A 12,360-nucleotide genomic window follows, 5' to 3' on the forward strand; every position below is an offset into this window, starting at 1 on the left:
GGCGCAACACTGCACTATCGACGCTTAAACGTCTAGATGCGGACTTTTCGCCCAGACCGAAATCATCGGAGGCTGTACATGCCGAGCCTGCGCTCCGTGCCGCGGCGGGCGATCCTGCCCGTACTCGTGGCGTCCGCGATCAGCCTGACCGCGTGCTCCGGCAGCGGATCCTCCTCGTCCTCCTCGGCGTCCGGGGGGAAATCGCTGGTCATCGACACGTCGTTCAACCTGAAGACCGCCGACCCCGGCCGGATGTACGAGCAGACCGGTCTGCTGGTCGACCGGGCGCTGTACGACACGCTGCTGACCTTCGCCGGGTCCGACGTCGGCAAGCCGGTGCCCGCGCTGGCCGAGTCGTACGAGCTGTCCAAGGACGGCAAGACGATGACGCTGAAGCTGCGGAAGGGCGCGACGTTCTCCGACGGCAGCCCGGTCACCGCCGACGACGTGGTGTTCTCCCTGAACCGGGTCCGTGACCTCAAGGGCAACCCGTCGTTCCTGCTGGACGGCGTGACCGTGAAGAAGGTCGATGACACGACCATCGAGCTCGTCTCGCCGAAGCCGAATCCGGCGCTGCCGTTCATCCTGCCCAACCCGGCGCTCGGCATCGTCAACTCCAAGGTCCTCCAGGCGCACGGCGGCACCCAGGGCGCCGATGACAAGGCGGAGTCGTTCCTCAACGGCCAGTCGGCGGGCTCCGGCCCGTACGTGCTGGAGTCGTTCAACGCCAGCACGCAGGTCGTGCTCAAGGCCAACGACAAGTACTGGGGTCAGACCAAGCCGACGTACGGCCGGGTCGTGATCCGCAACGTCCAGGCGCCGACGCAGAAGCTTAACGTCCAGCGTGGCGACAGCCAGATCGCGCTGGACCTGTCGGCCGACCAGGCGCAGGGCGTCGGCGGGGGATTGCAGGTCGCCAAGGGCGCCTCGGCGAACGTGTTCTTCCTGCTGGCCAACCACAGCGCAGCCGTCAGCAAGACCACGTCCAACCCGAAGTTCGTCGAGGCCGTCCGGAAGGGCATCGACTACCCGGGGCTGCTCCAGCTCGCCGGCGAGGGCTCGGTGCAGGCGGCCGGGATCGTGCCGTCGATGATCAACGGTGCGCTGCCCGCCGACCAGGCGCCCAAGCGCGACGTGGCCGGCGCCAAGGCGGCGCTCGCCGCGAGCGGTATCCCGAACCCCAAGGTCAAGCTGGAGTTCCCGAGCGACTACACGCTGAACGGCCTGTCCTTCCAGCCGCTCGCCGAGCGCGTCCAGGCGAACCTGAAAGAGGTCGGCATCACCGTCGACCTGGCCCCCGCGCCGATCGCGACCGCGCTGCAGAACTACCGCGACGGCAAGGAGGAGATGGGCCTGTGGTGGTGGAGCCCGGACTACCCGGACGCTAGCGACTACCTCGCCTTCCTGCCCGGCAAGCTCATCGGCCTGCGTGCCGGCTGGAAGAAGGGCGACGCGGCGGCGCTGGAGAGCGCCGGTGACAAGGCGGCCCAGACCATCGGCGATGGCCGCACGCAGCAGTACCAGCAGATCCAGACCCAGCTGAACGCGGCCGGGCCGATCACGCCGCTGCTCCAGCCGAGCCAGCACGTGGTCACCGCCGGCACCGTGACGGGACTGGCGCTCAACCCGGTGTGGACCATCGACATCGCGGCGCTCGGCAGCAAATGAAGCACCCGCTGTTCCGCTTCCTGGCCCGGCGGCTGGCGGTCTCCGTACTGCTGGCCGTCGGGGTGACCCTGATCACCTTCACCCTCACCAATCTGGTGCCGGGTGACCCCGCCGCCGCCAACCTGGGACAGCAGGCCCTCGGCAACCCCGCGATCGTCAAGCAGTTCCGCGAGCAGAACGGCCTGGACAAGCCACTCCCGGTCCAGTACGTCACCTACCTCGGCCACCTCGTCCAGGGCGACCTGGGCGAGTCGCAGCAGAGCCACCGCCCGGTCGACGCGGACCTGGCGGAGTTCGTGCCGGCGACGTTCGAGCTGGCCGGCGCGGCGCTGGTGCTGTCGCTGGTGGTCGGCGTCGCGTTCGGCGTGATCGCGGCGTTGCGCCGGGACCGGCTCGTCGACCAGTTCCTGCGGGTGACCAGCCTCGCCGGGGTGTCGGTGCCGACCTTCTGGCTGGCCCTGCTCGCGTTCTACTTCGTCTTCTACCGGCTGCGGCTGGCCCCCGGGTCCGGTCGCCTCGCCCCCACCATGACACCGCCGCCGCACGTCACCGGCCTGTACACGGTGGACGCGGCGATGGCCGGGCAGTGGGACGTGTTCGCCGGCGCCGTCGGGCACCTGGCACTGCCCGCCCTGGTGCTCGCCGCGTACACGATCGGGCTGCTGACCCGGTTCACCCGCTCCGCGGTGCTGGAGGTGCTCGGCCAGGACTACGTGCGGGCGGCCCGTGCCAAGGGCCTGCCCGGCCGTGTGGTGCTGCTGCAGTACGTGCTGCGGGCCGCGCTGGTCCCGATCATCACGGTGGCCGGGCTGGCGTTCGGCAGCCTGCTGTCCGGCACGGTGCTGGTGGAGTCGATCTTCGCCTGGCCCGGCATCGGTCAGTACGCCTACAAGAGCGCGACCAACCTCGACCTTCCCGCGGTCATGGGCGTCGGCCTCGTCGTCGGCGCGATCTACGTCGTGGTCAACCTCATCGTCGACGTGCTGTACGGCGTGATCGACCCGAGAGTGAGGAGCACGACGTGATCCGCCGTCTTCCGGAGGCGTGGCGCAGGCCCCTCGCCGTGACCGGCCTCGTCGTCACCGCCGCCTGGCTGATCGTCGTGGTCGCGGCGCCGCTGCTCGCGCCGTACGATCCGCTCGCGCAGAAGTTCCCCCGGCTCCGCCCACCCGGCGGCGAGCACTGGTTCGGCACCGACGACCTGGGCCGGGACGTGCTCAGCAGGGTCCTGTACGGCGCGCGGCTTTCGATCCCGCTGACCCTGCTGCTGGTGGCGCTGTCGGTGGTCATCGGCGGCCTGCTCGGCGCGTGCGCCGGCTACTTCGGCCGCTGGGTGGACGAGACGATCATGCGCGTCGCCGACCTGGTCTTCGCCTTCCCGACGGTCATCCTGGCGATGGCCGTGGCCGCCTCGCTCGGCGCCAGCCTGCGCAACGCGGTGCTCGCGGTCCTCGTCGTCTCCTGGCCGGCGTACGCGCGCGTCACCCGGGGTCTCGTGCTCGGCCTGCGAACACGCGAGTTCGTGCTCAGCGGACGGCTGCTCGGCTTCTCCGTGTGGCGCTCGCTCCGCACCGACGTGGTGCCCAACGTGGCCGGTCCGGTCCTGGTGCTGGCCACCCTCGACATCGGCACCCAGCTGCTGCTGCTGTCCGGCCTGTCGTTCCTCGGTCTCGGCGCCAAGCCGCCGACCGCGGAGTGGGGGGCGATGGTGGCGTCGGCGACCCAGGTGTTCGACAAGTGGTGGGTCGGGGTCTTCCCGGGGCTGGCCATCCTCACGGTGGTGCTGGCGTTCAACTTCCTCGGCGACACCCTGCGCGACGCGCTCGACCCGCGGACCGCTCGGGCGATCAAGGAGCGGGCGCTGTGACGATCCTGGCCATCGAAGGACTCACCGTCGAACTGGGCGGCAGGCCGATCATCCGCGGCGTCGACCTCGCCCTGGAGTCGGGGAACGTCCACGGGCTGGCGGGGGAGAGCGGCTCGGGCAAGACCATGACCGGCCTGGCCGTCCTCGGCCTGCTGCCGCACGGCGCGCGCACCGGCGGAACGATCTCGCTGGGCGGCACCGACCTGCTGAGCCTCTCGCCGAAGGAGATGAACCGGCGGCGGGGCAGCGAGATCGGGATGGTCTTCCAGGACCAGTCGACCAGCCTGCATCCCATGCTCTCCGCTGGGCGTCAGCTCACCGACCACATGCGCCATCATCTGGGCCTGGATCGCCGGCGGGCACGGGAACGGGCGGTGGAACTGCTCGGGAAGGTCCGCATCCCCGACCCTGAGGGCGCGTTCGACCGGTACCCGCACCAGTTCTCCGGCGGGATGCGGCAGCGCATCGCGATCGCCATCGCGCTCGCCTGCGAACCCCGGGTGCTGATCGCGGACGAGCCGACGACGGCGCTGGACGTCACCGTGCAGGCCGGCATCCTCCGGCTGCTCCGCGACCTGTGCGACGACCTCGGCCTCGCGGTCCTGCTCGTCACCCACGACCTCGGCGTCATGTCGGCGGTCGCCGACGTGATCAGCGTGATGCGGGACGGCCGGCTCGTCGAGACCGGGCCGCGCGCCCGGGTCATGCGCGACCCCGCCGATCCGTACACGCGCGAACTGCTGGACGCGCTGCCCGACCGGAGCACTCCATGAGCCTTCTGTCCGTCGAGGACCTGGTCGTCGACCACCGCAGCCCGGACCGGCCGCCGGTCCGGGCGGTCGCCGGGGTCGGCCTCACCGTCGAGCCGGGCGAGGTCGTCGGCCTCGTCGGCGAGTCCGGCTGCGGCAAGTCGACGCTCGCCCGCGCCATCTGCGGGATCACCGCCCCCACCTCCGGTTCGATCGACTTCGAGGGCCGTCCGGTGGGCCCGCTCGGCCTGCGCCGCCGCGACCCGGCGCTGACCCGGATCCAGATGGTGTTCCAGGACCCGTTCGCGTCCCTCAACCCGCGCCGCCGGGTGGGCAGGCAGATCGCCGACGGGCTCCGCGGCGACGCGACGCCGGGTGAGCTCCTGGAGCGGGTCGGGCTCGACGCGGACATGGCCGGCCGCTACCCCCATGAGTTCTCCGGCGGGCAGCGGCAGCGCATCGCCATCGCCCGCGCCATCGCCGCACAGCCGTCCCTGCTGATCGGCGACGAGCCCATCTCGGCGCTGGACGCGTCCGCGCAGGCACAGGTCGCCGGGCTGATGCGGGCCCTGGCCGTCGAGTCCGGCGCCGGGCTGCTGTTCATCAGCCACGACCTTTCGGTGGTACGGCTCATCGCGGACCGGATCGCGGTGATGTACCTCGGCAAGATCGTGGAGACCGGTCCCACCGCCGAGGTCTGGGACGATCCGAAACACCCCTACACCCGGGCGCTGCTCGCCGCGATCCCCGAACCGGACGGCTCCGGGACACTGCCCGCCGAGCTGCCCGGCGACGTGCCGAACCCCGCCGCTCCGCCCTCGGGCTGCCGCTTCCACCCGCGTTGCCCGCACGTGATGGACGTCTGCTCGGTCCGGGAACCGGTGCCACGGGACGGGGTGGCCTGCTGGCTGTACGACTCCGCGGAACCGGCCGCCGAGTGAGCGAGGAACGCCTGGACCGGCTGCGCGACCTGCTCACCGCGCACGACGTCGGCGCGCTCGTCCTGTCGCGGTCGTCGGACCTGAGGTATCTGGTCGGAGCGACGCCCCCGGGATGCCTCGTCATCACGCCTGACGGCCCGCCGGTCCACGTCGGCGCGGTGCACGGCGACGTGTGCTCGCTCATTCCCGCCGGCGCGCGGGTGGCGGTCGACCCGCGGATGCCGGCGGACGAACTGCTCGCGCTCCAGGAACGGCTCGGCCCCGGAACACCGCTGGTCTCGGCGGCACCACTGCTCGCGCCACTGCGGATCCGCAAGTCCGCCGAGGAGATCGAGCTGATGGAGCGCGCGGCGATCGCGGCGGACCGGGCGCTGACCGCGGCCCGCGCGTTCACCTGGTCCGGCTCGACCGAGCGCGAGGTGGCGCGGCGGCTGCACACCCTGCTGCTGGACTCCGGCCACGACGAGGTCACCTTCGTGACCGTCGCGGCGGGGGAGAACTCGGCCGACCCGCACCACCGGCCGGCCGGCCGGGTGATCAACCCCGGCGACGCCGTCCTGGTGAACGTGGGCGGCCGGTGCGGCGGTTACTGCTCCGACACCGCGCGGATGTTCGCGGTGGCCGAGCCCCCCGAGGACTTCGAGGCCATGTACTCCGTCGTGCTCGCGGCCCAGACCGCCGCCTGCGAGGCGGTACGCCCCGGTGTCGCGGCCGCCGAGATCGACACGATCGCCCGCGACGTCATCATCGAGAGCGGGTACGGCGCGTTCATCGCCCACCGCACCGGCCACGGCATCGGCCTCGACCAGTACGAGCCGCCGTACCTCACGCCCGAGGAGGACACCATCCTCGACGCGGGCATGACCATGTCGATCGAACCGGGCATCTACCTGCCCGAGTTGTACGGCGCACGCATCGAGGACGTCGTCGTCTGCACCGACATCGGCGCCCGCCGGCTCAACCAGACCCCCCGCCTCCTCGACGTCGTCGACCTCTAGAACGGGGGCGGTCGCCGTGCGAACGCGCGCCTGAAACAGCCCCTACAGACCGAGCACGCGCAGTCCGGCGGCGACGGCCGCCGCGACGACCAGCACCACGAGGAACGGGGCGCGCAGCAGCAGCGCGACGACGGCGGCGGCCAGCCCGGCCAGGCGGGGGCCGTTCAGCTCCAGGGCCCGGCCGTGCGCGAGGGTCTGCACGGCGACCAGCGCGGTCAGCAGCGCGACCGGCACCAGCGCGGTGAACCGCCGCACCCGCTCGTCCTCCAGCACGCGTTGCGGGGCGACCAGCCCGGCGAGCTTGAGCGCGTAGCAGCCCAGCCCGGTCGCGACGACGGCGATCCAGACGGTCATCAGGTCCTCCTTCGTGATCGTCGCACCCGGCTCATGAGTGCGAAAGCTCCCGCTGCCGGTCGGACTGACCCGACGGGGGCGTCCGGCGGCGTAGGAGCCCGGCCAGCGCGGCGACGGCGGCGAGCATGACCGGCACGCCCGGGGGCAGCAGCGGCGTCGTCGCGACCGCGATCGCCATCGCGAGCAGCGCGACCACGCGTTCGGTGCCCCCGGAGGTAAGCCGTGGCCACAGCAGGGCGAGGAAGGCCGCCGGGCCGACCACGTCGAGGCCGTACGTCTTGGGGTCGCCCAGCCGGGCCGCGCCGACCGCGCCGAGCAGGGTGGCGAGGTTCCAGGTGGTGTAGATGCTGATGGCGGTGGCCCAGAACCCCGCGCGGGCCGACCGCGGGCCGGGCTGGGCGGTGGCCACCGCCGTCGACTCGTCGATGACGACGTGGGCCGTCAGCAGCCGGCGCCATCCGCGTACGCCGAGCGTCGGCGCGAGCCGCAGGCCGTAAAGGGCGTTCCGGCCCCCGAGCAGCACCGCGCCGGCGGCTCCCGCGATCAGGTTGCCGCCGCCGGCGACCACGCCGATCAGCGCGAACTGCGACGCTCCCGAGAACGCCACCAGGCTCAGGACGCAGGCCTGCGCCACCCCCAGCCCGGCCGCGACGGCCGCGGCCCCAAATGCCAGCCCCGACAGGCCGACGGCCACGCCGACCCCCAGCCCGTCGCGGACCGCTGAGCGTATGTCCGAATCCATATCCGCAGGCTAGGGGCCCAGATTGTGGTGGTCTTGCACGAAATTGCGGCCCGCCGCGAGGCCGGCGTCGTACTCCTCATCGCAGCGTGACGCCAGATCCGCCCTTGCTCGTGTCGCAAGCCAGGCTCCGCTCTTCCCTTCTCATGCGGGGGTGAAGGCGAGGACGACGCGGTTGTGCCGTTTGTCCAGCACCGCCCCCTCCGGCAGGTCGCGGTCGGGGGTAGACGCGGGGAGGACGTGCAGCACCGGCGACGGGCTGTCGGCGTCCACCCACGCGCGCATGTGCTCGACCATCCGCCCGGCCGCCGCAGCAGCCGCCGATCCGTGGGCGTATGCGCCGATATCGAACATCCTGCCGGTCCAGCGCAGCGCCGACCGGTAGGAGAACGTGCCGTCGTGGACGGCCGCAGGGGTACCGAACCGCCAGGCCGGGGCGACGACACCGGAGGTGACGGCCTCCTCCTGCGCCGACAGCACCACGAACTCGCTCACCTCGCGCCTGAGGCGGGTCGCCAGCCACAGGTCCAGATCGGACAGGACGGTACGGGGCGGCAGGTTCAACTCGGCCCACGCCTCTTGCCGGGGCTGGAGGAGGAGGCCGCCGACAGCAGCGGTGTCGATCTGCTGGCCCTCATCCAGCCTCAGGTGGACACCGTCGGCGATGTCGACGTACCGCATTTCGTGGGCTCCGGCGCCCTGCACGGACACGAACCCGCACTGGCGGTGGCTCGCACTGGCCAGCCGGTCTCCCGAGCGTCGCAGCGCCCACGATCGGGTCATCCCGAACGTCCGCAGCGGCACGACGAGGACGCCGTCGTCGGTGAGCTGGTCGCGCCACGCGGGCGGGATGTCCCACGCGCCGGCCGTGACGATGATCAGGTCGTAGCGGCGGCCCGGCTCGATCGGCTGCTCGGCGTCCGCGCACACCACGGTGACGTCGTTGTAACCAGCCGCCGCCAGGCAGGTGGCCGCCCGATCGGTCACCTCGGGGTCGATGTCGACGGTCGTGACCGACCCGGCCGGGCCGACGAGCTCCCGGAGGATCGAGGCGTTGTAGCCGCCACTGCCGATCTCCAGCGCGTGACGGCCTTCCAGGCCCTCGAGCGCGTCCACCGCCTGACCGAGCATCTCCGCGATCAGGAACGGCGCCGACACCGAGCTGATGGTCTCCTCACCGCGCCGCTTCGTGATGACCGCAGTGTTCTGGTACGCCTCCTCCAGCGGGAGGCCCGGCGTGTACAGCTCGCGGGGAACGGTCCGCATCGCCGCCTCCACCTCGGGGCGCAGCGTGAGGCCCTTCGCCGCATGATCGGCGGCCAGCCGGTCGACCATCTCGTGACGGAGGCTCTCGCTGCCTATGGTGCCGACGCTCATGACGGTGTCCTCTTCCGGATGTGTGCGGGCCGCCGCAGTTCGGGCGGTCCCTGGTCTTCCCGCAGGCGACCCGGCGGCGGAGTGAATCCGGCCGGATGACCCGACGTCTCTCATCTCCCGCTGCGCCATGCTTCCCGACCAGCGGATCGTTTTCAGGCCGAACGGCAGGGCGCGTTTTGGCCGGCGTCGGGCCGCTATCTTTGACCCCAGCTCCCCGCGCCGTCCGTTTTCGGCCACCCGAGGCGCAAAAAGTCCCCCTGCCCGTCATGCGAGGAAAGGCAGGGGGACTCTTGAGGGGGCCGAGTCAGGCTATGCTTTAGTCGCAACCACTTCGGCGACCTCGACGCAGTTGCTTTCGCCTTCGGAGCGCTTCGTCTTCCGGAAGTCCTCGATGACTTCGAGAATCTTCATCCTTCGTTCAATCCCTTCAGGATGCTGAGGAGTTTTTCTCGGGTTTCGGTGACCGGAAGTGCCAGGGATCGAATGTCGTCCCATCGTCTTAGGAGCTTCCGAACCTCTTGCTCGTCCTGAATGAGTCTTCCACCAAGCGGAGCCTCTACGAAGCCCACGTCGCCTTCTTCTGTCGTCAGGACGTTGAAGCCTCCATCTAGGCCAGCGTGAGAACCGGCTCGGGCTGGAACGATTTGGAGGGTAACCGAGGGTCGCTCCGCGAGCACCAACAGGTGTTCTATCTGCTCGCGCATGGCCTTATGCCCTCCTACGCCCTGGAGGAGAGCCTTCTCATCGATCAAGATCCATAGACGGGGCGGTTTGTCTCGATCAAGGACGTGTTGCCGCTGTAGGCGGGCTTCTGCCCTGGCCTCGATGTCCTCTGCGCGGCTGCTTCCGAGTGATGCCTTGGCGTATGCCAGGGTCTGTAGCAGGCCAGGTAGCCATAGTGGCTGCCACGTCTTGATGTCTGATGTCTCGGCCTCCAGTGCTGCATACTGCTCCAGCCAGTCTCGGTGCTGTCGCTGGGCGTGGTGGTGAAGGTTCTCGAACCAGCCAGGCAAGTTGAAGACGTTGTCGGCTTCCTTGGCTTGGTCGATCGTGATCCGCCTGCGGCCTCGTTCGAGGTTGCCTAGGTGGCTTTCTCCGACGTGTAGCTTCCTGGCCAGCTCCAACTGGGTCAGGCTGGCCGATTCGCGGTACTTCCGCAGGTAGTAAGCCAGTAGGTGGCTTAGGGACTCTTTTGGGTCTAGGTCGCTTCCTCTATTCACGATCTTTGCCTATCACTCGTTGTGACGGACGAGTAACCATTCACATCAAAAGAAGGGTTGAACCGCTCCCGAGGGTAACTCTGTCGCGCCACGCTGTCACGTACACGGCAAGGAGACAGTGATGGATCAGAGCAGACCGGTTCAGGACGGGACGCCTTGGTGCCTTCAGTACGTTCAGTACCGCTACGAATGGCACCTTCCCCCCGTCAAGGCCGCCGCAGGGACGGCCCGAGACTTCGTGGAGTCCCGTCTTAGAATCTGGGGCCGCGCCGATCAGGTCGAAGACGCCGCCGTAATCATCGGGGAGTTGTTCAATAACGCTCTCCTGCACGCCAAATCCAAGGAATTCGTCGCTGCCATCGACTGGAACGGTGGGCGAATTCGCTTGGAGATGTGGGATGATTGCCCCGACCGTCCTCTAATCATCCCTATCGACTTCGAGAAGGAGTCCGGACGCGGAATGCACATCATCGCGTCCCTCTCGGAGATGTGGGGATCCCGTCTAACGGCATCCGGCAAGTGCGTCTGGGCCATTATTCCGGGGTAGATGTCCAACCGGATCGCCCTTTCGGCCGAGGCGGTCAGGTGGGGCGGCCGAGCAGGTACGCCCCGGGCGGCACGCCGACGATCCGCTTGAAATGCCGGGTCAGATGCGCCTGGTCGGTGAAGCCGAGGTCGGCGGCGACGTCCGCGGGCCGCGCACCGGAGTCCAGGAGGGTGCGGGCGCGCTGGACGCGGAGGTTGGTCAGGTAGGCGTGGGGCGGCAGGCCGTACGCGGCGCGGAAGGCGCGGAGCAGGGCGAACCGCCCGGTGCCCACCATGCCGGCCAGGTCGTCGAGGGTCGGCGGGTCGGGAACCCGCTCGTGGAGGATGTCACGGGCGGCGCGGACCGCCCGCGGCGGCGCGCCCCGGGCAACCAGTCCGGGCGGCCGGGCGGCGTGGCGGCGCAGGAGCCCGGCCAGCGCCCGGTGCAGCGTGGAGGAGGACGCGAGGGCGTCGCCGTTCTCGGCGCTGCGGTGCACGGCACGGATCAGCCGGGCGGCCTCCGGGTCGTCCACCACCGTGACGGGGAAGTAGGGCGTGCCGCCCGGGGCGCCCAGCTCGGCGGCGATCTGCGCGACGACGTCCACGGCGGGGTAGAGCACGCGGTAGCGCCAGCCTTCGGGGACGCCCGCGTGACCGGTGTGGACGACGTCCGGGTTGAGGAGCGCGACCTGACCGGCGCCGGCCCGGAGGGTCGACCCGGCGTGCTCGAACTCCTCCACGCCGTATTCGATCAGCCCCACCGTGTAGGTCGCGTGCGCGTGCCTGGTGTAGCGGTGGGTGACATAGCGGGCGCTCAGCAGATCGACGCCCGGCTCCGCCGGGTGCCGCCGATAGTGCGCCACCTCCCGGCTCATGGCACCGATGCTACCGACCGCTCCATCGAGGACGGCAGGACGGCGGGCAGGCCGAAGGCCGTGAAGAGGCGCAGGTCGAAGAACATGGCGACGTGCGCGACCCCCGCGGGCGCCGGCGTGAGCACCTGCAGCGCGAACGCGTGGTGCGCGCCGTCGGCGGCCCGCATGTAGACGGCGAACGCCGGCTGCCCGTTGGCCCGCGTCGGGAGCAGCCGCATCGCGCCGGGGCCGTCGGCCGGGCACTGCGTGCTGATGAGGCGGCCGATGTCCTCGTTGCCCTGGTACCACCCCGTGTAGGGCGGCATCTCCCAGACGGCGTCGGCGGTGAGCAACCGCACGATGGCGGCGACGTCGTACTCCTCGAAGGCCCGGACGTAACGGGCGAGCAGCTCGCGATCCTCCGGCGACGTCGGCTCGGTGAGATCCTCCTGTGGCGCCACCTCGTCGAGCCGGGCACGGGCGCGCTGCAGGACGCTGTTGACCGCGGTGGTCGTCGTGTCGAGCACCTCCGCGACCTCGGCGGCCCGCCACTTCAGCACGTCGCGCAGGATCAGCACCGCCCGGTGCCGGGGCGGCAGGTGCTGCAACGCGGCGATCAGCGCGAGCCGGATGCTCTCCCGGGAGGTGACGATCGCGGCCGGATCGGCGTCCTCGGCGCCGGCCATGGCGTCGGGGATCGGCTCCAGCCAGGGCACCTCGGACCGCTCGACCAGCGTGTCGTACGGGTCGGCGCTCGGGTCGCCGAGACCCGTCGGCAGGGGCCGGCGGCCGCGGCTCTCCAGGGCGGTGAGGCAGGTGCGGGTGGCGATCCGGTGCAGCCACGTCCGCAGCGAGGACCGGCCCTCGAACCCGTCGTAGGAGCGCCACGCCCGCAGGTAGGTCTCCTGGACCTGGTCCTCCGCGTCGTGCACCGAGCCGAGCATGCGGTAGCAGTGCGCCAGCAGCTCGCGCCGGTACGGAGCCGCCTGCCGCAGGAAGTCTTCTTTGACCGCCTTGTCCGTGCTCATGGTGATCCCTCATTGCTTCGGCGACCGACGGTGGCCGCAG

Annotated in this window: 13 protein-coding genes; 7 read left to right on the forward strand and 6 right to left on the reverse strand. The window is 70.6% G+C overall.

Annotated elements, in window-relative coordinates:
• Window positions 1–78: 78 nt before the first annotated feature.
• Genes NE236_RS12765 through NE236_RS12790 form a run of 6 tightly spaced genes read left to right on the forward strand, consistent with a single transcriptional unit; the run spans window position 79 to window position 6,223 of the window.
• Window positions 79–1,668 (forward strand): ABC transporter substrate-binding protein, encoded by a 1,590-nt coding sequence (locus NE236_RS12765; protein ID WP_252842124.1) that lies wholly within the window; start codon window positions 79–81, stop codon window positions 1,666–1,668.
• Window positions 1,665–2,693 (forward strand): ABC transporter permease, encoded by a 1,029-nt coding sequence (locus NE236_RS12770; RefSeq protein ID WP_252842125.1) that lies wholly within the window; start codon window positions 1,665–1,667, stop codon window positions 2,691–2,693. The genes NE236_RS12765 and NE236_RS12770 overlap by 4 nt, the downstream gene beginning before the upstream one ends.
• Entirely contained in the window at window positions 2,690–3,535 is an 846-nt protein-coding gene (locus NE236_RS12775; RefSeq protein ID WP_252842126.1) for an ABC transporter permease, read from the forward strand. Before NE236_RS12770 ends, NE236_RS12775 begins: the two co-directional genes overlap by 4 nt.
• Window positions 3,532–4,308: an ABC transporter ATP-binding protein gene (locus NE236_RS12780; protein WP_252842127.1), complete on the forward strand. Its 777-nt coding sequence runs from the start codon at window positions 3,532–3,534 to the stop codon at window positions 4,306–4,308. The genes NE236_RS12775 and NE236_RS12780 overlap by 4 nt, the downstream gene beginning before the upstream one ends.
• Complete coding sequence (locus NE236_RS12785; protein WP_252842128.1) at window positions 4,305–5,225, forward strand: ABC transporter ATP-binding protein; 921 nt, start codon at window positions 4,305–4,307, stop codon at window positions 5,223–5,225. Before NE236_RS12780 ends, NE236_RS12785 begins: the two co-directional genes overlap by 4 nt.
• Window positions 5,222–6,223 (forward strand): M24 family metallopeptidase, encoded by a 1,002-nt coding sequence (locus tag NE236_RS12790; RefSeq protein ID WP_252842129.1) that lies wholly within the window; start codon window positions 5,222–5,224, stop codon window positions 6,221–6,223. The genes NE236_RS12785 and NE236_RS12790 overlap by 4 nt, the downstream gene beginning before the upstream one ends.
• Before the next feature lie 42 nt (window positions 6,224–6,265).
• Here NE236_RS12790 and NE236_RS12795 read toward each other — a convergent pair whose 3' ends face one another.
• The 4 genes from NE236_RS12795 to NE236_RS12810 all read right to left on the reverse strand — a co-directional run bounded on the left by NE236_RS12795 (window position 6,266) and on the right by NE236_RS12810 (window position 9,913).
• Complete coding sequence (locus tag NE236_RS12795) at window positions 6,266–6,577, reverse strand: AzlD domain-containing protein (protein WP_252842130.1); 312 nt, start codon at window positions 6,575–6,577, stop codon at window positions 6,266–6,268.
• Window positions 6,578–6,608: 31 nt separating this feature from the next.
• A complete protein-coding gene (locus NE236_RS12800; RefSeq protein ID WP_252842131.1) occupies window positions 6,609–7,319 on the reverse strand; it encodes an AzlC family ABC transporter permease in 711 nt (236 codons plus the stop codon).
• A 141-nt stretch (window positions 7,320–7,460) separates the two neighbouring features.
• Complete coding sequence (gene fxlM, locus NE236_RS12805; protein WP_252842132.1) at window positions 7,461–8,693, reverse strand: methyltransferase, FxLD system; 1,233 nt, start codon at window positions 8,691–8,693, stop codon at window positions 7,461–7,463.
• A gap of 407 nt (window positions 8,694–9,100) precedes the next feature.
• Window positions 9,101–9,913 carry a helix-turn-helix domain-containing protein gene (locus NE236_RS12810; RefSeq protein WP_252842133.1) on the reverse strand — a complete coding sequence of 271 codons (813 nt, stop codon included), beginning with the start codon at window positions 9,911–9,913 and terminating at the stop codon, window positions 9,101–9,103.
• A gap of 121 nt (window positions 9,914–10,034) precedes the next feature.
• Here NE236_RS12810 and NE236_RS12815 point away from each other — a divergent pair, with 121 nt between their 5' ends.
• On the forward strand, window positions 10,035–10,460 hold the full coding sequence (locus NE236_RS12815) for an ATP-binding protein (RefSeq protein WP_252842134.1): 426 nt from the start codon (window positions 10,035–10,037) through the stop codon (window positions 10,458–10,460).
• 34 nt (window positions 10,461–10,494) lie between these two features.
• Here the strand turns inward: NE236_RS12815 and NE236_RS12820 are convergent, their stop codons facing one another.
• Window positions 10,495–11,313: an AraC family transcriptional regulator gene (locus tag NE236_RS12820; protein WP_252842135.1), complete on the reverse strand. Its 819-nt coding sequence runs from the start codon at window positions 11,311–11,313 to the stop codon at window positions 10,495–10,497.
• Window positions 11,310–12,326 carry a sigma-70 family RNA polymerase sigma factor gene (locus tag NE236_RS12825; RefSeq protein WP_372494330.1) on the reverse strand — a complete coding sequence of 339 codons (1,017 nt, stop codon included), beginning with the start codon at window positions 12,324–12,326 and terminating at the stop codon, window positions 11,310–11,312. The genes NE236_RS12820 and NE236_RS12825 overlap by 4 nt, the downstream gene beginning before the upstream one ends.
• Between the last annotated feature and the right edge of the window lie 34 nt (window positions 12,327–12,360).

Origin of the sequence: Actinoallomurus purpureus (assembly GCF_024055795.1) — a bacterium.
Classification (GTDB): Bacteria; Actinomycetota; Actinomycetes; order Streptosporangiales; family Streptosporangiaceae; genus Actinoallomurus; species Actinoallomurus purpureus.

Excerpts from the sequence above, each read along its gene's own strand:
- fxlM (WP_252842132.1), bottom strand. The coding sequence starts at position 8,693 with ATGAGCGTCGGCACCATAGGCAGCGAGAGCCTCCGTCACGAGATGGTC.
- NE236_RS12765 (WP_252842124.1), top strand. The coding sequence starts at position 79 with ATGCCGAGCCTGCGCTCCGTGCCGCGGCGGGCGATCCTGCCCGTACTC.
- NE236_RS12800 (WP_252842131.1), bottom strand. The coding sequence starts at position 7,319 with ATGGATTCGGACATACGCTCAGCGGTCCGCGACGGGCTGGGGGTCGGC.
- NE236_RS12815 (WP_252842134.1), top strand. The coding sequence starts at position 10,035 with ATGGATCAGAGCAGACCGGTTCAGGACGGGACGCCTTGGTGCCTTCAG.
- NE236_RS12820 (WP_252842135.1), bottom strand. The coding sequence starts at position 11,313 with ATGAGCCGGGAGGTGGCGCACTATCGGCGGCACCCGGCGGAGCCGGGC.
- NE236_RS12770 (WP_252842125.1), top strand. The coding sequence starts at position 1,665 with ATGAAGCACCCGCTGTTCCGCTTCCTGGCCCGGCGGCTGGCGGTCTCC.
- NE236_RS12785 (WP_252842128.1), top strand. The coding sequence starts at position 4,305 with ATGAGCCTTCTGTCCGTCGAGGACCTGGTCGTCGACCACCGCAGCCCG.
- NE236_RS12795 (WP_252842130.1), bottom strand. The coding sequence starts at position 6,577 with ATGACCGTCTGGATCGCCGTCGTCGCGACCGGGCTGGGCTGCTACGCG.